The sequence below is a fragment of the Sinorhizobium sp. BJ1 genome (genome assembly GCF_002531555.1).
Lineage (GTDB): Bacteria > Pseudomonadota > Alphaproteobacteria > Rhizobiales > Rhizobiaceae > Sinorhizobium > Sinorhizobium fredii_B.
On record NZ_NWTH01000001.1, the window covers coordinates 408,045 to 427,150 of the forward strand.

General features: G+C 64.2%; 16 protein-coding genes. 7 read left to right on the forward strand and 9 right to left on the reverse strand.

Annotated features, from left to right (window positions below; all coding sequences use genetic code 11):
• The first annotated feature begins 35 nt into the window (after positions 1-35).
• The gene (locus CO676_RS02005; protein ID WP_097519472.1) at positions 36-683 is read left to right on the forward strand and encodes a response regulator transcription factor; all 648 of its coding nucleotides are present in this window, start codon (positions 36-38) and stop codon (positions 681-683) included.
• A gap of 129 nt (positions 684-812) precedes the next feature.
• Here the strand turns inward: CO676_RS02005 and CO676_RS02010 are convergent, their stop codons facing one another.
• Entirely contained in the window at positions 813-4,319 is a 3,507-nt protein-coding gene (locus CO676_RS02010; protein ID WP_097519473.1) for a PAS domain-containing hybrid sensor histidine kinase/response regulator, read from the reverse strand.
• A 240-nt stretch (positions 4,320-4,559) separates the two neighbouring features.
• Between CO676_RS02010 and mscL the strand changes: the two genes are divergently transcribed.
• The 3 genes from mscL to galE all read left to right on the forward strand — a co-directional run bounded on the left by mscL (position 4,560) and on the right by galE (position 7,483).
• Positions 4,560-4,988: a large conductance mechanosensitive channel protein MscL gene (gene mscL / locus CO676_RS02015; RefSeq protein WP_014760964.1), complete on the forward strand. Its 429-nt coding sequence runs from the start codon at positions 4,560-4,562 to the stop codon at positions 4,986-4,988.
• A 115-nt stretch (positions 4,989-5,103) separates the two neighbouring features.
• Complete coding sequence (locus CO676_RS02020) at positions 5,104-6,270, forward strand: pyridoxal phosphate-dependent aminotransferase (protein ID WP_097519474.1); 1,167 nt, start codon at positions 5,104-5,106, stop codon at positions 6,268-6,270.
• 178 nt (positions 6,271-6,448) lie between these two features.
• Entirely contained in the window at positions 6,449-7,483 is a 1,035-nt protein-coding gene (gene galE / locus CO676_RS02025) for a UDP-glucose 4-epimerase GalE (protein ID WP_097519475.1), read from the forward strand.
• Positions 7,484-7,506: 23 nt separating this feature from the next.
• Here the strand turns inward: galE and CO676_RS02030 are convergent, their stop codons facing one another.
• From CO676_RS02030 to CO676_RS02065, 8 genes are all read right to left on the reverse strand, one after another.
• The gene (locus tag CO676_RS02030; protein ID WP_097519476.1) at positions 7,507-7,812 is read right to left on the reverse strand and encodes a chorismate mutase family protein; all 306 of its coding nucleotides are present in this window, start codon (positions 7,810-7,812) and stop codon (positions 7,507-7,509) included.
• 355 nt (positions 7,813-8,167) lie between these two features.
• A complete protein-coding gene (gene cydB / locus CO676_RS02035; protein ID WP_097519539.1) occupies positions 8,168-9,172 on the reverse strand; it encodes a cytochrome d ubiquinol oxidase subunit II in 1,005 nt (334 codons plus the stop codon).
• A complete protein-coding gene (locus tag CO676_RS02040; RefSeq protein ID WP_097519477.1) occupies positions 9,162-10,577 on the reverse strand; it encodes a cytochrome ubiquinol oxidase subunit I in 1,416 nt (471 codons plus the stop codon). Before CO676_RS02040 ends, cydB begins: the two co-directional genes overlap by 11 nt.
• Before the next feature lie 197 nt (positions 10,578-10,774).
• The gene (locus CO676_RS02045) at positions 10,775-11,944 is read right to left on the reverse strand and encodes a M20 aminoacylase family protein (RefSeq protein ID WP_097519478.1); all 1,170 of its coding nucleotides are present in this window, start codon (positions 11,942-11,944) and stop codon (positions 10,775-10,777) included.
• Position 11,945: 1 nt separating this feature from the next.
• The gene (locus tag CO676_RS02050; protein WP_097519479.1) at positions 11,946-12,770 is read right to left on the reverse strand and encodes an ABC transporter permease; all 825 of its coding nucleotides are present in this window, start codon (positions 12,768-12,770) and stop codon (positions 11,946-11,948) included.
• Positions 12,767-13,492: an ABC transporter permease gene (locus tag CO676_RS02055; protein WP_041413734.1), complete on the reverse strand. Its 726-nt coding sequence runs from the start codon at positions 13,490-13,492 to the stop codon at positions 12,767-12,769. Before CO676_RS02055 ends, CO676_RS02050 begins: the two co-directional genes overlap by 4 nt.
• 113 nt (positions 13,493-13,605) lie before the next feature.
• On the reverse strand, positions 13,606-14,388 hold the full coding sequence (locus CO676_RS02060) for a transporter substrate-binding domain-containing protein (RefSeq protein ID WP_097519480.1): 783 nt from the start codon (positions 14,386-14,388) through the stop codon (positions 13,606-13,608).
• Positions 14,389-14,424: 36 nt separating this feature from the next.
• On the reverse strand, positions 14,425-15,198 hold the full coding sequence (locus CO676_RS02065; protein ID WP_097519481.1) for an ATP-binding cassette domain-containing protein: 774 nt from the start codon (positions 15,196-15,198) through the stop codon (positions 14,425-14,427).
• A gap of 265 nt (positions 15,199-15,463) precedes the next feature.
• Between CO676_RS02065 and CO676_RS02070 the strand changes: the two genes are divergently transcribed.
• The 3 genes from CO676_RS02070 to CO676_RS02080 are packed head-to-tail and all read left to right on the forward strand — an operon-like array spanning position 15,464 to position 18,897.
• Complete coding sequence (locus tag CO676_RS02070) at positions 15,464-16,078, forward strand: TetR family transcriptional regulator C-terminal domain-containing protein (RefSeq protein WP_097519540.1); 615 nt, start codon at positions 15,464-15,466, stop codon at positions 16,076-16,078.
• Positions 16,079-16,096: 18 nt separating this feature from the next.
• Positions 16,097-17,287, forward strand: coding sequence for a pyridoxal phosphate-dependent aminotransferase (locus tag CO676_RS02075; protein ID WP_097519482.1), 1,191 nt, complete (start codon positions 16,097-16,099; stop codon positions 17,285-17,287).
• Positions 17,284-18,897, forward strand: coding sequence for a 5-guanidino-2-oxopentanoate decarboxylase (locus CO676_RS02080; protein ID WP_097519483.1), 1,614 nt, complete (start codon positions 17,284-17,286; stop codon positions 18,895-18,897). Before CO676_RS02075 ends, CO676_RS02080 begins: the two co-directional genes overlap by 4 nt.
• The last annotated feature ends 209 nt before the right edge of the window (positions 18,898-19,106 follow it).

Sequence of the window (19,106 nt, forward strand, 5' to 3'; positions counted from 1 at the left end):
TGCTGCATCCGGGGCTCTTGGGAGGGAGCGTCATCATGTCCGACATGACCATCATCATTGCCGACGATCATCCGTTGTTTCGCGGCGCGATGCGCCAGGCGCTAAGCGGCATGGCCAGCGCACCCGCGGTCGTCGAGGCCGGCGATTTCACAGCCGCCCGCAAGGCCGCGGCAGACAATCCGGATGCCGACCTGATGCTGCTGGACCTTACCATGCCGGGCGTCAGCGGCCTTTCGGGCCTGATCGCGCTGCGCGCCGAATTCCCGAGCCTGCCGGTGATGATCGTCTCGGCCCATGACGATCCGGCGACCATCCACCGCGCCATCGATCTCGGTGCCGCCGGATTTCTTTCGAAATCGGCCGGCATAGAGGAGATCCGTGACGGAATCGGGAAGGTCATGGCCGGCGAAATCTTCGTCCCAGCCGGCTATAATCAGAACCAGGAATACGAGCCGGAAGTGGCCGACCTCCTGCATCGCCTGCAGACCCTGACGCCGCAGCAGTCGCGCGTGCTGTCGATGCTTGCCGAAGGCCTGCTCAACAAGCAGATCGCCTACGAGCTAGGCGTCTCCGAGGCGACCATCAAGGCGCATGTTTCGGCGATCCTCCTGAAGCTTAACGTCGACAGCCGCACCCAGGCGGTCATCCAGCTTTCAAAGCTGGGCAACGTTGCGGCGGCGTGAACGGGCGCTGTCGCGGGCGATTTGCCCCTCATCCCGCTGCCACGACCTTCTCCCCGCAAGCGGGGAGAAGGGGCATGCTGCGCCCTCTGAGAGGCCTAGGGTGAGGGGCAACTACTCGATCCATCGCCGCTATTCCGCTGCTGCGCGTCCCGCTGCGGCGAGCTGTGTCAGCCAGGCGCGCAGGGCGGCCGGGCGCACCGGCTTGTGCTGCAGTGAGACGCCGTCGCGCTCGGCGGCGCCGCGAACCTCCGGTGTGCGATCGGCTGTCACCATCAGCGCCGGGATGCGCTCCTTCCAAAGCGCGCGGATCGAGGCGATCGCCTCGATGCCAGTGCCGTCGTCGAGGTGGTAGTCGGCGACGATCGCGTCGGGCCGTACCGGCAGATCGTTCGGGCCCATCCTCGCGCAGGCGGCAACCGATTCCACCGTCGTGACGGCGCAGCCCCAACCGCCCAGCAGCAGCGCCATGCCCTCGAGGATCTTGGGTTCGTTGTCGATACAGACGATATTGAGGCCGGTCAGTGCATCGCTCGCCTTCGCTGCGACGACCGGCTGCGGCCTTGCCCGCTCGCCGGCGCTTGCATCGCGCGGTACGGTAACCTTGAAACCGGTACCCTTTCCCGGCTTCGAGCGCAGGCCGACCGGATGATTGAGCACACGCGAGATGCGGTCGACGATCGAAAGTCCGAGACCGAGCCCCGAGGCCGTGCGCGCCCCTTCGTCGAGGCGCGCGAATTCCTTGAACACCGTCCGGAACTTCGACGCCGGAATTCCGATGCCGGAGTCGAGCACTTCGATCGTCACCTGCTGTCCGTGCCGGCGCACGCCGACGAGAACCTTGCCCTTTAGCGTGTATTTGATCGCGTTCGAGACGAGATTCTGGACAAGGCGCCGCAAGAGGTTCGGGTCGCTGCGCACCACGAGCGAGGTCGGCATGACGACGAACTCGATTTCCTTCGCCCGCGCCATCGGTGCGAAATCCGTCTCGATGCGCCTCAACAGGTCATCGAGCGGCACGGCCTGCAGCCGCGGTTTCATCGCGCCCGTGTCGAGCCGCGAGATGTCGAGCACCGCTCCGAGAATGGCCTCCACCGATTCGAGCGAGGAGTCGATGTTCTGGACCAGCGCCTTGTTGTCGGAATCGCCGAGCCGCTCGACGAGCGAAGAGGAATAGAGCCGCGCCGCGTTCAACGGCTGCAGGATGTCGTGCCCCGCGGCGGCGAAGAATCGGGTCTTGCCGATATTGGCATCCTCGGCGGCGGCGCGCGCCTCGCCGAGTTCCCGGTTGACGCGCGTCAACTCGCTCGTCCGCTCGGTGACGCGCAGTTCCAGCGTTTCGTTCGCCTGCTTGAGCGCCATGTCGGCGGCAACGCGCGGGGTGATGTCGGTATAGGTGGTGACGATGCCCTTGTCGGGCATGGCGTTGGTGCGGACCTCGATGATGCGGGCGCCGGTGCCGAGCTCCAGCAGGAACGGCTTGTCGAGCGTCAGGAAGTTGGTGACCAGCGTCCTTTCCTCGTCCTTGCGGATGTCGCCGCGCCGCGCGAGGATTGCCACCATATCCGCCAGCGGGAAGCCGACCTGGCCGGCCACCTCCGGCAGGTCGAGCAGTTCCCGGAAGCGTCGGTTCCAGATGATCAGATTGTTCGCATTGTCGAAGACGGCGATGCCCTGGTCCATCTGCGAGAGCGCCGTTTGCAGCATGTCCTGATTATATTGCAGCGCCTCGCTCGCCTGGTCGAGCAGCCAGGCGGTATCCGACGAGGTGTCGTCCATGCGCTGCAGCACCAGCGAAAACACCAGCCGTGCGGACGAGGAGCCGATGGCGCTGCCGAGCAGTTGCTCGGAAAAATGGACGAGGGCCATGTCGGCCGACGCGTTTTCGTCGAGCCAGCGGCCGGACTGCTGCTCGTAGGTGTGAAACGAGCGCTGCATGCGTTCCTCGCCCATATAGCGGGCGATCGTTGTCTTGAGGTCGCGCACCGTCACCTTCGTCTTGCGTCCGCGGAAGGTCCGGTCGGTACGCGAGCGGCGCGTAATGAATACGCCGGCTTGGAAGCGCTCGAGCGGTTTGGGCGTGCGGGTCAGCGAGCCGAGCACATAGGCCGACACATTGACGAGCAGGCTGAGGGCGGATGCGTTGACGAGCGGGTCGGACTGCGGTCCCGAAAAGAGATCCGTGAACGGCAGGAGGAAGCTCAAGATCGTTGTGGCCACGTGCGAATTGTCAGGTCCGCCGAGGCTCGGCAGGAACAGGAGATAGGCCCAGACGAGGAAACCGCTGACCATTCCCGCAATCGCGCCCCGGGCGTTCGCCTGCCGCCAGACGAGACCGCCGAGCAGCGCCGGCGCCATCTGCGAGATGGCGACGAAGGAGAGCAGCCCGAGCGAGGCGAGGCCGGCGCTCATGTCGGCCGAGCGATAGTAGCCGTAGCCGAGCAGCAGGACGACGAAGATCGCGGTGCGGCGGATGTTGAGCAGCGTGCCGGCCACGCTCTCCTGCAGGGTGCCGCGCGTGCCGAGCCTCTGGCGCAGGAAGACCGGCATGACGATGTCGTTGGAAATCATGATCGACAGCGCCACCGAGGCGACGATGACCATGGCCGTGGCGGCGGAAAAGCCGCCGATGAAGGTGAGGAGCGTGATGAACGGCACGTCGCCGGCGAGCGGCAGGGCCAGCAAATAGAGGTCGGCGTCGCCGGAGCCGGAGAAGGTCAGGATGCCGGCGATGGCGATCGGCAGAACGAAGAGGTTGATGGCGATCAGGTAAAGCGGAAACAGAATCCCGGCTGTGCGCAGTTCGTTCTCGGTACGATTTTCGACGACGGTGACGTGGAACTGCCGCGGCAGCATGATGATCCCGAAGGCGGAGAGCACGATCAGCAGGATCCAGCGCGCGATCGGCGTCTGGTATTCGAGGGCGGAAAGGACCGCGGGACTCTGTTGGGCTGCGGCCAACAGATTTGCCGGCCCGTCGAACAGGACGAAGACGATGTAGATGCCCGCCGTCAGCATGGCGACGAGCTTGACCACCGATTCCATCGCGATCGCCAGAATCAGCCCGTCCTGATGCTCGGTCGCATCCGTGTGGCGCGTGCCGAAGACGATCGCGAAGCAGGCGAGGAAGAGCGTGACGAGCAGCGGTAGGTCGATGAAATTCTCCCCCGCGCCGATGCCGTAGTCGCTGGTGTCGATCATCGCGGCGACGGAGCTCGAAACCGCCTTGAGCTGAAGGGCGATGTAGGGAATGGCACCGACCAGAGAGATCAGCGCGACGATCGCCGCCACCGCCGGGTTCTTGCCGTAGCGCGCCGCCACGAAATCGGCGACGGAGGTCAGCTTCTCGGTCTTGGCGAGCCGCACGATCCTGCGGATCAGCGGCATGCCGAGCGTGAACATCAGGATCGGCCCGATATAGATGCCGGTGAACTCAAGCCCCTGCTCGGCGGCGAGCCCAACGCCGCCGAAATAGGTCCAGGAGGTACAGTAGATCGCCAGGCTGAGCGCATAGACCAGCGGCCTGCCCTTGCTGGCAATCTTGCTTCTGCTGGCCCGACGGTCGCCGTAGCTTGCGACTGCGAAGAGCAGCAGCAGATAGGCGAAGGCCGAGGCAAAAATGACCGAACCCGAAAGCATGCCTCACTCCTCGACGGGCAGCATAGGGCAAGTCCATCCCGTTGAGAATGCGCTGTTTTATGCGTCTTAAGTCCAAGACGGGACAGGGCCGCGCCCTTGCCAGCGCGAACCGTCCCGCCGTGCTTTGATCGCGAAGGGCGGTTCCATCGCCCCCGACTTTGGTCTAGTTTCCTACCAGCGGTTGCTGCGCGGGACAGCGTGGCCGATCGTTCCACGACGGGGATCTTGACGGAGAGACGCATGCTGAACGAATTCAAAGAGTTTATCGCCCGCGGCAATGTGATGGACCTGGCCGTCGGCGTGATCATCGGTGCCGCCTTCACCAAGATCGTCACCTCGGTCGTCGACGACCTGGTCATGCCGATCGTCGGCGCCATTACCGGCGGCGGCTTCGACTTCTCCAACTATTTTCTGCCGCTGTCGGCGAACGTGACGGCTCCGACGCTTGCCGCGGCTCGCCAGCAGGGCGCGGTCTTTGCCTATGGCAGCTTCATTACGGTACTGATCAACTTCCTGATCCTCGCCTGGATAATCTTCCTCTTGATCAAGATCGTAAATCGCCTGCGGAGGTCGATCGAACGGGAGAAGCCACCGGCACCGGACGCGCCGCCGCCGCAGGACATCCTTCTGTTGGCGGAAATTCGCGATCTACTGAAACAGCGCGCGTGAAATTCGAGCGGCCGGCCGCGAAAACATCACAGAAATCGATAAATCGGTCAGAGAAAATCGCGTGATCGGCGCCGCGAAAGCGTCTAGAAGCGGCGGGCAATTGAGGAGCCCGCCGATGACGATCATGACCAGCCTCAGCCCCCGCGCTCTTTCGGCGCCCGAAAGCGGCATCGTCGAAGTGGTGAACTATGCGCGGGGTCGCGACGGCCTCATTCCGCTCTGGGTGGGCGAAGGCGATCTTCCGACGCCGGAATTCATCAGCCGGGCAGCGGCCGAAGCGCTGGTGGCCGGCGAGACATTTTATACCTGGCAGCGTGGCATTCCGCCGCTGCGCGAAGCCTTGGTGCGCTACTATCAGCGCCGCTTCCAGAAGACGCTTGCGCCGGAGAATTTCTACGTCACCGGATCAGGCATGCAGGCGATCAAACTTGCGATCGAGGTAATCGCCTCGCCTGGCGACGAGATGGTGCTCTTGACTCCCGCCTGGCCGAATTTCGCGGCCGCCGCGGACCTTTCCGGCGTCCGCCCGGCTGCCGTGCCGCTCCGATTCGAGAACGGCAAATGGCAGCTCGATCTCGATCGGCTCGAGGCGGCGATAGGGGAGAAAACACGGGCGCTGTTCATCAATACGCCGTCCAATCCGACCGGATGGACGGCGACGCAGGACGATCTCAAGGCCATCCTGTCGCTGGCGCGCAAGCATGGTCTCTGGATCATCGCCGACGAGATTTACGCGCTCTACTATTATCTCGGCGGACGGGCGCCGTCGTTCCTCGATGTCATGGAGGAGGATGATCGGATCCTCTTCGTCAATTCCTTCTCCAAGAACTGGGCGATGACCGGCTGGCGCGTCGGCTGGATCGTGGCGCCCCCGGCAATGGGCCAGGTGCTCGAGAATCTGATCCAGTATTCGACTTCCGGGGTTGCGCAATTCATGCAGCGCGGCGCTGTCGTCGCCTTGGACGAAGGGGACGGCTTCGTCGACGACAACGTCGCCAAGGCCAGGCGCAATCGCGACCTGCTCTGCGATGCGCTGATCGCCACTAATCGCGTCGAGACCCTGAAGCCGGACGGGGCGCTTTACGCCTTCCTGAAGATCGATGGCGTGACGGACTCGCGCCGGGCGGCGATCGACATCGTCGACAAGACCGGCGTCGGGCTTGCTCCCGGAACGGCTTTCGGCGAAGGCGGATCGCTCTTCATGCGGGCCTGCTTCCTGCGCGATCCGGCCCAGATTGCCGAAGCCGCGGACCGGCTGCGCACTTATATCGTCAACCGCTGATCCCCGGATCTTGTCCGTCCGGTCCGATCGATAAAATTCTAATGACTGCCGTGGCCGGCGTTTAACCACACGAACGAGAATAGCCGGCGAAGAGCGGCGCCGGCGCCGCGATTTACCAATTCCGTAAGCATCGCCCGTCTTTCCTGATCCCGGGTTTTATCGGGGGTGGAAGACAGTCATGACCATACTGGTGACAGGCGGAGCGGGCTATATCGGCAGCCATATGGTTTGGTCGTTGCTCGACGCGGGGGAGACCGTCGTCGTGCTCGACAGCCTGACAACCGGCTTCCGCTGGGCGGTCGCGCCGGAGGCACGCTTTTATTTCGGCGATGTCGGCGACTGGGCGATTCTGGCGCGGATCTTCGCTGAGAATGCGATCGACGCGGTCGTCCATTTCGCCGGATCGGCCGTCGTGCCGGAATCCGTCGCCAAACCGCTCGCCTACTACGAGAACAATACGGCCCAGACGCGCGCGCTCATTGCCGCGACGATCGATGCCGGCGTGCGCCGCTTCGTCTTCTCCTCGACGGCCGCCGTCTACGGCACCCAGGACACGCCGGACCCGGTCAAGGAAACGGCGGCCCTGCGTCCCGAAAGCCCCTATGGCCGTTCCAAGCTGATGTCGGAGATCATGCTTGAGGACGCAGCCGCCGCCCATGATTTCAGTTATGTGGCGCTTCGCTATTTCAACGTGGCCGGGGCCGATCCACTCGGCCGAGCCGGGCAGTCGACCTTCGGCGCCACGCATCTCATCAAGGTCGCCTGCGAGGCCGCGCTCGGCAGGCGCCGCAAGGTCGATGTTTTCGGCACCGACTATCCGACTGCGGATGGCACAGGCATTCGTGACTACATCCATGTCAGCGACCTGGTTGCCGCACATCGGAACGCGCTTGACTATCTGCGGCGCGGCGGCGAGCCGCTCGTCACCAATTGCGGCTATGGCGAAGGTTTTTCCGTACTGCAGGTGCTCGATACGGTGCGGCAGGTCTCCGGTCGCGATTTCCGTGTCGACTACGCGCCGCGCCGCCCGGGCGACGCTGCCCAGGTCGTCGCCGATCCGTCGGTCGCGCGGCTCAAGCTCGATTGGGTCCCGACCCATGCGAGCCTCGAACATATCGTCCAGAGCGCCTTCGACTGGGAGGGGTATCTCAGCCGCAAGAACAGTTTCGACGATGGTCGCGGCGAGGACGGGCGGCTCGTCGCCAACGGCTGACGCGGCCCGCAGGGGCGACAGGCTTATTGCTCGCCTTCGCCGAGGAGCTCGCGCTCATGGGCGATCGCACGGTCGATCAGCTGCGTCCACAGCTCTTCATAGAAGTCCGGATCCAGGCCGAATTCGATCGCGTGTCTGCGCGCGTTCTCCCTGACCTCTGCGACGCGCGCCGGAATATCGGCCTTCAGGTTCAGCGGACGCTTGATCTCGGCAGCGCGGTCGATATAGCCCCAGCGCTCGGCAAAGAGCGCCATCAGGGAGCGGTCGAGCCGATCGATTTCGGCGCGCACATCCGCCATCGTCTTGCATTCTGCGGGGGTCTTTGGCATGGCCGGCTCCTGCCGGGGCGGTTCGCGCCCGTTTCATCGCGTCGAACTGCTAGCAAAGGCGATGCCGGCTGAGAAGGGGGAAAACCGCCGCAGGGCGGGTGGCTGCGCTGCCCCGCCCGCTGCCCGGTCACCTCGGCAGGCGATCGCCTGGGAGTAGGGTGCGGTCCTGTCTCCCTTCGGCGATTGCCTGCCGATGTGTAGGAAGACGGTAGTGCAGGAAGCTTGAGCGGGGCTTTCTCTCCCTAACTGCCGAGCACAAGCTTGATTGCGAGGCCGACGACGCTCACGGCCGCGACGCCGGCGAGCCAAAGGCCGACGAACCAGAGAAGCCTGCGACCGAGCCTGTCAGCGCCCATCAATGGTAGCCCTCTTCCGGATCGACCTTGCCGCGGAACACCCAGTAGGAATAGGCGGTATAGGCGAGGATGATCGGGACCAGCACGAGCGCGCCGACGAGGAGGAAAGCGAGGCTCTCGTTCGGCGCTGCGGCATCCCAGATGGTGAGCGACGGCGGCACCATATAGGGGTAGAAACTGATCCCGATGCCGATATAGCCGAGCACGAAGAGACCGAGGCTGGCGATGAAGGGCTGTACATCATGGCGTTCCTGTATGCCCTTGAGCAGCAGGTATAAGCAGCCGAGAACAAGCAGCGGCACGATGACGCTGAAGATCGCCGTCGGCCAGCCGAACCAGCGCTGGAGATAGACCGGCTCGAGAAACGGCGTCCAGAGGCTGACGATGCCCATGGCCGCGACGGTGGCGAAAGCGCATTTGAGGGCGATCGAGCGAGCCCGCTCGGCGAGATCGCCACGCGTCTTCATGATCAACCATGTCGCGCCGAGCAGGGCATAGCCGACGACGATCGCCACGCCGGTGACGATGGAGAAGGGCGTCAGCCAGTCCCACCAGCCGCCCGCATAGGCCCGGTCTTCCACCGGAATGCCCTGGACGAGCCCGCCGAGCGCCAGACCCTGGGAGAAGGCCGCGAGTGTCGATCCTCCGGCGAAGGCCCAGTTCCACAGGAATTCGGCGCGCCGCGTGCGCCAGCGATATTCGAAAGCGACGCCGCGGAAGATGAGGCCGAGAAGCATGGCGATGATCGGCGCGTAAAGCGCCGGCATGACGGTTGCATAGGCGAGCGGGAAGACGGCCATCAGGCCTCCGCCGCCGAGCACCAGCCAGGTTTCGTTGCCGTCCCAGACCGGTGCCACGGAATTCATCATCACGTCGCGGTCGTGCTTTTCCGGGAAATAAGGAAAGAGAATGCCGACGCCCAGGTCGAAGCCGTCGAGGACGACATAGGCGAGCACCGCGAAGGCGATCAGGGCGGCCCAGATGAACGGCAGATCAATGGCCATGATGGCCTCCATGGGATTTCGCCGCCGCCGGGCCAAGGGTGACGCCGGCAGTGCGCAGCGGCCCCTCGTCGAGTTCCGGCATGGTATCGCGCGGCAGGCGAGCCATCAGCCGCAGTATGTAGAAGGTGCCGGCGCCGAAGACGAGGAAGTAGACGACGATGAAGGCGACAAGCGATGCACCGACGGCCGGAGCCTCGATCGGCGAGACCGAATCGGCCGTCAGCAGATGGCCATAGATCGTATAGGGCTGCCGCCCGACCTCGGTGGTGATCCAGCCGGCGAGCACCGCCACGAAGCCGGCCGGGCCCATCAGCACCGCCATGCGATGAAGCCAGGCATTGGTGGCGAGGGTGCCGCGATAGCGACACCAGAGGCTCCAGAGACCGATGCCGAGCATGGCCAAGCCCATGCCGACCATGACGCGGAACGACCAGAAGATGATGCTCACCGGAGGGTGCAGCTCGTCGGGGATCGAGTCGAGGCCGGCGAGCGGGGCGTCGAGATCGTGTTTCAGGATCAGGCTCCCCAGTTTTGGCACCTCGATCGCGTAGTCGATGCGCTTTTCGGCCGAATTGGGGATGCCGAAGAGCACCAGTGGAGCACCGTCGGGATGGCTTTCGTAGTGGCCCTCCATCGCCATGATCTTGGCCGGCTGATGCTCGAGCGTGTTGAGCCCGTGCAGGTCGCCGGCGAAGATCTGGATCGGCGCGACGATCGCCGCCATCCACATCGCCATCGAGAACATCGTGCGGGCGCGGCGCGGCGCCGTGTTGCGCAGGAGGTGCCAGGCGCCACAGGCGCCGACGACGAAGGCGGTCGTCAGATAGGCGGCGAGCACCATATGCACGAGCCGGAAGGGGAATGACGGATTGAAGACCACCGCCCACCAGTCGGACGGAACGAACTGGCCGGCTTCGTTGACGGAAAAGCCGGCCGGCGTTTGCATCCAGGAGTTCACGGCGAGGATCCAGGTCGCTGAGATCAGCGTGCCGAAGGCAACCATGGCGGTGGCCAGAAAGTGAAGCCTCGGGCCGACGCGGTTCAGACCGAACAGCATGACGCCGAGAAAGCCTGCCTCGAGGAAGAAGGCGGTTAGCACCTCGTAGCCCATCAGCGGTCCGATCACCGGCCCGGCCTTGTCAGAGAACACGCTCCAGTTGGTACCGAACTGATAGGACATGACGATGCCAGAGACGACACCCATGCCAAAGGCCACCGCGAAGATCGTCTTCCAGAAGTTGAAGAGCTCGAGATAGACCTCGTCCTTCTTCCAGAGCCACAGCGCCTCGAGAACGGCAAGATAGCTCGCGAGCCCGATGGAAAAGGCGGGAAAGATGATGTGAAACGAGACCGTGAAGGCGAACTGAAGGCGCGCGAGCACTGTCGCATCAAAGGCTTCAAACACGGCGCGATCCTCTCAGCCGGAGCGGTCAAGCGGGGGCAAAGGGCCACCTGATCGTTCACTGCCGTCGAGCGCTATAGGCTCAACTTCATCGTGTGATGGAGTTTGATGCAGAATTGCCAAAGGTCAATGACGCGCCGCCCGCCACGTTGTCACACTGCGGCAATGTTTCGCTTGCGGCATTTGGACTGCCAGGCGGTCTAAGTCCGGGCCAGATAGGCCTCGACAAGCTCGGTCCAGAACGCGGCGCCGATCGGCAAGAGATCGTCGTTGAAGTTGTATCTCGGGTGGTGGAGCGGCTTCTCCTCGCCGGTCACCCGCGATCCCAGGAAGAAATAGGTGCCGGGCTTCTCCTTGAGCATATAGGCGAAATCCTCGCTGCCCATAAAGGGCCGGGCGAGGTCGACGACCTTGTCTGCTCCGGCAAAGCGGATGGCGAGATCGCGGACGAAATCCGTCTCCGTCTTGTGGTTGATCGTCGCGTCATAGCTGCGCTGGTAGTCGACGGTCGCTCGCATGCCGAAGCTTGCCGCCTGCGCCTCGGCGATCGTCCGGATGCGGCGCTCGAGCTCGTCGCGAACGGCCGGATCGAAGGAGCGGATGCCGACGACGATTTCTGCTCGTTCGGGGATGATGTTGCTCGCCGAGCCGGCGTGGAAGGCGCCGACTGTGACGACCGCCGGGTCCATGGGATGGATGTTGCGGGCGACGATCGTGTGCAGCGCCATGACGATGCTCGCGCCGCAGACGATCGGGTCGGCGGTCTCCTGCGGTTCGGCGCCGTGGCCGCCGCGGCCGTGAACGGTGATCCGCGCCTCGTCGACGGCGGCGCCGATCGGCCCCTCGCGCACCGCAAACTGCCCAAAGGGCAGGTTCGGCTCGTTGTGCAGCGCGAACACCGCGTCGCAGGGGAATTTGTCGAACAGGCCCTCGTCGATCATGATCTTCGCGCCCCCGAAATTCTCCTCGGCCGGCTGGAAGATCAGGTGGACGGTGCCGTCGAAATTCTTTCTTTCGGCCAGCGCCCGGGCTGCCCCCAACAGCATCGCCGTGTGGCCGTCGTGGCCGCAGGCATGCATCAGTCCCGGCGTTTTGCTGGCGTAGTCGAGACCGGTTTCCTCGTGGATCGGCAAGGCGTCGATGTCGGCGCGGATGCCGATCGAGCGGGCTCCTGTGCCGTTCCTCAGCGTGCCAACGACGCCGGTCTTCGCCAGGCCCGTCGTCACCATGTAGCCGAGCGCCTCGAGATGCTGCGCTATGAAGGCGGATGTCCGCCGTTCCTCCAGTCCCAATTCCGGATGGGCGTGCAGGTCGCGGCGAATGGCGACGAGTTCAGGCAGGGAATTGCTGATCGCAGCGGATATTTTCATGTCAGGCACCACGGGTGGGAATGCGGTTTTCGAAATAGCGGAAGGCTACGACCAGAATTCCGGTCAGGCACATATAGATGAGCGCCAGCAGCAGCAGCGGCTCGTAGGTGAGATAGGTTTCCTGCCGCACCTTGGAGATCACCGCATAGACGTCGATCACGGTGATCGTTGCAACAAGCGGCGTCGATTTGAGCTGCAGCACGGTCTCGCCGTTGAGCGTCGGCAGGGCCCGGTGAACGGCGCGCGGCAGCCAAATGCGCCGGAACATTGTCCAGCGCCCCATGCCATAGGCGCGGGCCGCTTCCAACTCGCCTTGCGGCACGCCGGCAAAGGCGCCGCGCATCACTTCCCCCTCATAGGCGGCGAAGGAGAGCGTCAGCGCCGCCACCCCATAGGGCCACGCCTCGCGCAGATAGGGCCAGAGGAAGGAATGACGGATCGCCGGGAACTGGGGAAAGAGCGAGCCGAGCCCGTAATAGAGCAGCCAGAGCTGCAGGAGCAATGGCGTTCCGCGAATGATGGTGCAGAAGAGCCGGGCAGGGAGCTTGAGAAACCAGGGCCCCGTTACCTGGACGAGCCCGAGCGGAACGGCGAGCAGGAAGCCCAGGATCGCGGTGCTGAACAGCATCGCCAGGCTGACGAGGATACCGGAGCCGAGCCTTGGCAGGTAGCGGGGCAGCCAATCCCAGCGCATGAAGACGGCGACGGCAACGACGAGACCCGCGAAGAGGAGCATCAGGACGATGCGATGCGGCTTGAGGAAGCTCTCCGCCTTGGGGAGGTCTTCCGGGACCAGAGCGAGTGCGTGCGTCGTTTCGTCGGTCATCGCTGCTCCGCAAAGCCGCGCCGGGCATGCCGTTCGATCATGCCGATGAAAATATTCGAGAGGAGGGTCAGAGCGAGGTAAAGCGCCCCCGCGGCGCAGAAGAACAGGAAATAGGCCTTGGTGGTGCCGGCCGCCTGGCGCGTGACGAGCGTCAATTCGCTGAAGCCGACAACGGCAAGCAGCGCCGTGTCCTTCGTGGCGATCAGCCAGAGATTGGCGAGACCTGGGATAGCGTAGGGCAGCATCGCCGGCAGGGTGATGCGCCTGAGAACCTTGGCCGGCGACATGCCATAGGCGCGCGCCGCCTCGATCTGGCCGCTCGGCACCGCCTTGATCGCGCCGCGCAGCACCTCGGTCGAATAGGCGCCCTGGACGATTCCGATGACGAAAATGCCGGCCATCAGGCCGCTGATATCGACCGTCGCGAAACCCAGGGTGCCGAGAAACTGGTTCAGGAGATCGGTGCCGGCATAATAGAGAAGCAGGATGAGGACGAGCTCGGGTACCGCCCGGACGATGGTCGTATAGCATTCCAGCAGGTCGCGCAGCACCGGTCCGCCATAGAGCTTGCCGAAGGCGCCGCCGACGCCGAGCGTCAGCCCGAGTGCATAGCCGCCAACGGCGATTTCAATCGAATGCAGGAAACCCTGCAGCAGAACGCCGCCCCAGCCGGGCGCCGAGAGCGCAAGCAGGCTCCAGTTGATGAAGGAATCCGCAGCCATGGCAACCTCGTTCTTCAGAGCGGGATGAGGAAAAGTGTGCGCGGTTTTGCACCCGCATCCGCTCCAGCTTAACAGCATCGGTCGGCGGTCGTAGGACCGCCGACCGGCTGCGGTCAGCCGCCGTAGATGTCGAAGTCGAAGTACTTCTTCGAGAAGGCGTCGTAGGTGCCGTTGGCACGGATCGCTTTGATCGACGCGTTGATCTTGTCCTTGAGCTCCGTCTCGCCCTTGCGCAGTCCAACCCCGACGCCCGGTCCGAGAACGTCGACGTCCTGAGCGACTTCGCCCTTGTAGTCGCAGCATTCCTTGCCCTGATCGCTTTTGAGGAAGGCGTCGAGGGCGATCGCATCGGCCTGCACTGCGTCGAGACGTCCGGCGGCAAGATCCTGGTTCGCCTCGTCCTGCGTCTGGTATTCCTTGATCTCCACACCGGCCGGAGCAAAGTGCTTGGACGCATAGGCCTGGTGCACGGTCGACACCTGCACGCCGAGCGCCTTGCCGGCAAGACCTTCCGGCGTCGGCTTCATGTCCTCGCCCTTGGTGCCGATGATCCCGGTCGGCGTGTTGTAGTACTTGTCGGAGAAGTCGATGGTCTTGAGACGCTCCGCGGTGATCGACATGGAGCCGACGATCATGTCGATCTTCTTGGCGGTCAGCGCCGGGATGATGCCCTCCCAGGCGACGGGGGTGATCACGCAGTCAAGCTTCGCCTCTGCGCACATCGCCTTCATGAACTCGACTTCCCAGCCCTCCCAGTTGCCGTTCGCGTCCGGCGAGGTGAAGGGCGGATAGGGTTCGGCGGCAATGCCGACCTTGACCTGTTCCGCCAAGGCGGAGGCGGCACCGGTGATCGACAGGGCGGCGGCGATCGCCAGGAGTTTCAATGTCTTCTTCATGCTGTTCCCTTTTTTGGTTGTTGAGCATTGCGGAATTCAATGAATTGAACTGATGAACTTCTTCAGCCTTTCGGATTTCGGAGCACCGAAGATTGCCTCGGGCGGCCCCTGCTCCTCGATGATGCCGTTATGCAGGAAGACGATGTGACTGGCGACGTCATGGGCGAACTTCATCTCGTGGGTGACGAGGATCATCGTCCGTTTTTCGCGCGCAAGGTCGCCGATCACGGAGAGAACTTCGCCGACGAGCTCCGGATCGAGCGCCGAGGTCGGCTCGTCGAAAAGCATGACAAGCGGTTGAATGGCGAGCGCCCGGGCGATCGCGGCGCGCTGCTGCTGGCCGCCGGAAAGAAAGGCTGGATAGGCGTCGCGCTTCTCGTGGAGCCCGACGCGGCGCAGCAGTTTCTCCGCCATTTCCACCGCCTCGGTTTTGGATTTGCCGAGCACGTGGACTGGAGCCTCGATCACGTTTTCGAGGATCGTCATGTGCTGCCAGAGATTGAAGCTCTGGAAGACCATGCCGAGCCGGGTGCGGATGCGTTGGACCTGCCTGCGGTCGGCCGGCATCAGCCCGCCCCTGCCGTCGGGCCTCATGCGGATTTCTTCGCCGTGGACGCAGACCCGCCCGGCCGAGGGCAATTCCAGCATGTTGATGCAGCGAAGAAAGGTCGATTTTCCCGAGCCGCTGCCGCCGATGATGGCTATGACATCGCCCTGTCGGGCGTGCAGCGATACGCCTTTCAACACTTCCAATGGCCCGAAACGCTTGTAGAGGTCGGTGACCGCAATTGCCTGGGCCGCGTCCGTCATCGACACGCGACTCCGGTGGCTGGCCGAGCTTTCGCTGATGACATGAAAACAGTTCCCCTGATCGTTCTTTCGTGCAGCATCTTCGGCTTGTCACGCTGTTTCACGCCTAGCATGGTCGCACTTGTGCGGCTATTATTCAAGTGTATAATAACTCACCGCCGATTTTTTAGCGTCCCCTCATTCACAACGATTTCGCGCAGGAGCCCCGCATGAGCCTATCCGTCTGGCAGACACCGACGATCGGGCAGAGCGGGTGGGCGCAGTCGTGAGCCGCCGCAGCTTTCACCGTGCTCCCGAAGGCGAACGCCGCCAGGAACTGATCGAGGCGACGCTCGACTGCATCTCGGAATTCGGCCTGAAAGGGGCGACGGTCCGCCAGATCGCGGTCCGCGCCGGCGTCACCGCCGGGCTCGTTCGCCATTATTTCGACTCGAAGGATCAGATGGTTGCGGAGGCCTATCGCGCCGTCATTGCCTCGCTCACCGAAAAGGCGAAGAACGTGGCCGGCGATCCGACGACGCGGCTCAAGGATTTCATCGCCATCAACCTGACGGAGCCGGTGGCCGACAGCCGCAGCGTCTCGCTCTGGGCCGCCTTCATCAGCCAGGTGCGGGTCGATCCGGTGCTCGCCGAGATTCACCGCGAGGGCTATCTCGCCTTTCGCAACGCCCTACAGGACCTGCTGAGCGATTTCCTCGCGGCGAAGGGCCGCGCTGCGAGTCCGGAGGAATGCCGCCGCTACTCGATTGCGATTAACGGTCTTGTGGACGGGTTGTGGGTGGAAGGCTGCCTTGCCGGCGATCTTTTCCGCGACGGCGAACTGGTCGGCATTGCCATGGCTTCCGTCGAGGCGCTGCTCGGCCTGCCGATAGAAGAATAAGGGATGGGAGAAAGCACCATGCGTTACGCGTCGATCACCTCGCGCCTGGCGGATCTTGGCTCCGGCAAATGGTCGCTGCACATCCGCGCGCGCCAGTTGAAGGCAAGGGGCGCGGATCTCATCGAGCTTACCATCGGCGAGCCGGATTTGCCGCCCCACCGCGCCCTTCTCGACGAGTGCCAGCGCGCCATGGATGCCGGGCGCTACCGCTATTCGAATGGCCGCGGCGAGCCCGCTCTGGTCGCCGCGCTCGCGGCAAAATACCGTCGACGCCGCGCCGAAGTGACGGCGGAGAACATTCTCTGTTTTCCGGGCACCCAGACGGCGCTTTTCGCCGTCATGCTGGGGCTGGCCGAGGCCGGCGACGGCGTGCTCGTCGGCGATCCGCTCTATGCCACCTACGAAGGCGTGATCCGTTCGACCGGCGCCCATCCGGTCCTCGTGCCGCTGAAGCCGGAACATTGCTTTCACATGCGGGCGGAAGACCTGGAGCGGGCAATCACGCCCAACTGTCGCGTCCTTCTCTTGAACACGCCGCACAACCCGACCGGTGCGGTGCTGACGAAGGCAGAAATCGCGGCGATCGGCGAGGTCGCGCGCCGCCACGATCTCTGGATCGTCTGCGACGAGGTCTATGAGGAACTGGTCTTCGACGCCGCCTTCGCATCGCCCTTCGACAACCAGGACCTTGCCGAGCGCACCGTGGTCGTCTCGTCGATTTCTAAGTCGCACGCCGCGCCCGGTTTCCGCAGCGGCTGGGCAATCGGTCCGGCGGAATTTACCTATCGCCTCCTGCCGGTTTCCGAAACAATGCTTTTCGGCCAGCAGCCATTCATTGCCGACATGACCGCCTATGCGCTGACGCACGAAATCGATACGGCGCGGCAGATGCGCGAGGCCTACAGGCGGCGCGCCGACCGGATCGCGATCGCTCTCGCCCGGACGCCGTGCGTCTCGGTTCTGCCGCCCGAGGCCGGCATGTTCGCGCTGATCGACGTCGCGGGTACGGGTGTCTCGGGCGAGGCCTTCGCCTGGGCACTGCTCGAAGAGGAGAGCGTTGCGGTGATGCCGGGTTCGTCCTTCGGCGAGCAGGCGCAGGATTTCATCAGGGTGAGCCTGACCGTACCGGATGCGGCGATCGACGAGGCATGCCGGCGTATTGCCGTTCTCGCCGAACGCTGCGCGAATAGAGAGGAGCGCCGCGCATGAGTTCCGGCATGAAAACCGTCGGCGAGGTCCTCGTCGATCTGCTCGAGGCAAATGGCGTCGAGGTCGTCTTCGGCATTCCCGGCGTTCACACGGTGGAGCTCTATCGCGGCCTGGGGGCGTCGAAAATCCGCCACGTCACGCCGCGCCACGAACAGGGTGCCGGCTTCATGGCTGACGGCTATGCGCGCGTCAGCGGCAAGCCGGGCGTGGCGCTGGTCATTACCGGGCCGGGGCTTACCAACACGATCACGGCCATGGCGCAGGCGCGGCAGGATTCGATCCCGATGCTGGTGATCTCCGGCGTCAACCGCCGCGACTCGCTGGGGCACGGCCGCGGCCTGCTGCACGAATTGCCCGACCAACAGGGAATGATGAAAACGCTGGCGCTCTATTCGCACACGCTCATCAATCCGGCCGACCTGCCGCTGGTCGTTGACCGCGCCTTTGCGGTGCTGCTCTCCGGCCGGCCCGGGCCCGTGCATATCGAGATCCCGACCGATGTGATGGCCGAGCGGATAGAAAGCCGGGGGACAAAGCCCGCGGGGGCGACCCGCCCGCGTTCCGACAGCGAGACCCTGCAAAGGGCGGCGATCCTCTGCGCCGAAGCTTCGCGCCCGGTCATTCTCTGCGGTGGCGGCGCGCTGACGGCCGAGGTGGAGGTGCGTGCGCTTGCCGATCAGATCGGTGCGCCGGTGGTCACGACGGTCAACGCCCGTGGCATGCTGGCCGGCCATTCCCTGCGCGTGCCGGCAAGCCCGAGCCTCAAGGCCGTCCGCGCTTTGCTGCGCGACGCGGATGTCGTGCTGGCGCTCGGCACCGAAATGGGCCAGACCGATTACGACCTCTATGCCGATGGCGGCTTTCCGGTGCTCCGCAACCTGATCCGCACCGACATCGACGCCGCGCAGCTGGCGCGTGGGCCGCAGGCGGCGCTGTCGATCCTTTCCGGCGCAAAGGCGGCGACGGCAGGAATGCTGGGATTCCTGCCAGGCCATACGGCGGCAAAGGACGGCGCGTCTCGGGCCGATGCGGCGCGCAAGGCAGCCTTGAAGGAATTGCCACCAAAGACGCGTGCCGAAATCGGCGTCATCGACCTGATCTACAAGGCGTTGCCGGACTGCACCATCGTCGGCGATTCGACCCAGGCGGTCTATGCCGGCAACCTCTATTGCGATGCGCCCCGGCAACGCGCCTGGTTCAACTCCGCCACCGGTTACGGGTCGCTCGGCTATGCCCCTCCGGCAGCGGTCGGCGCGGCGGTTGCCGACCGCACGAAACCGGTCGTCTGCCTTGTCGGCGATGGCGGCTTCCAGTTCTCGCTGGCCGAGATCGGCTCGGCGGCCGATGCCGCGGCCAGGGTGATCTTTCTCGTCTGGAACAATGGCGGTTACCGGGAGATCGAATCCTACATGGTCGAGGCCGGTATCACCCCGGAAGGTGTCAAGCCTTCGGCGCCGGATTTCCTGATGACCGCCGGGGCCTATGGCGTCCCGGCCGAGCGGCTGGCGAATATCGAGGACCTGCCGCGTGCGCTGGCGGATGCGGCTTCGCGGTCGGGCCCGTCGCTGATCGAGATCCATCAGGAAAAAACCGCCGGCGTCGGCAGCTGACGATTGTCAGGGCGCAGCGCGCATTTGACTTTTGCGGCCCGGAATGGTGTTAAGGGCGCCTGCTCGAATCCGGCCATGTTCTTTTACTAGGCTGGGGATCGGCTGAATATTACGTCTCGCGGGCGCCAAACGCGCCTACTGCATGCTTCCTTAATTCGGAGCCGATTTAAGGGTAAAAGCATGCAGAATTTTTTGGGGTACTACAGCGA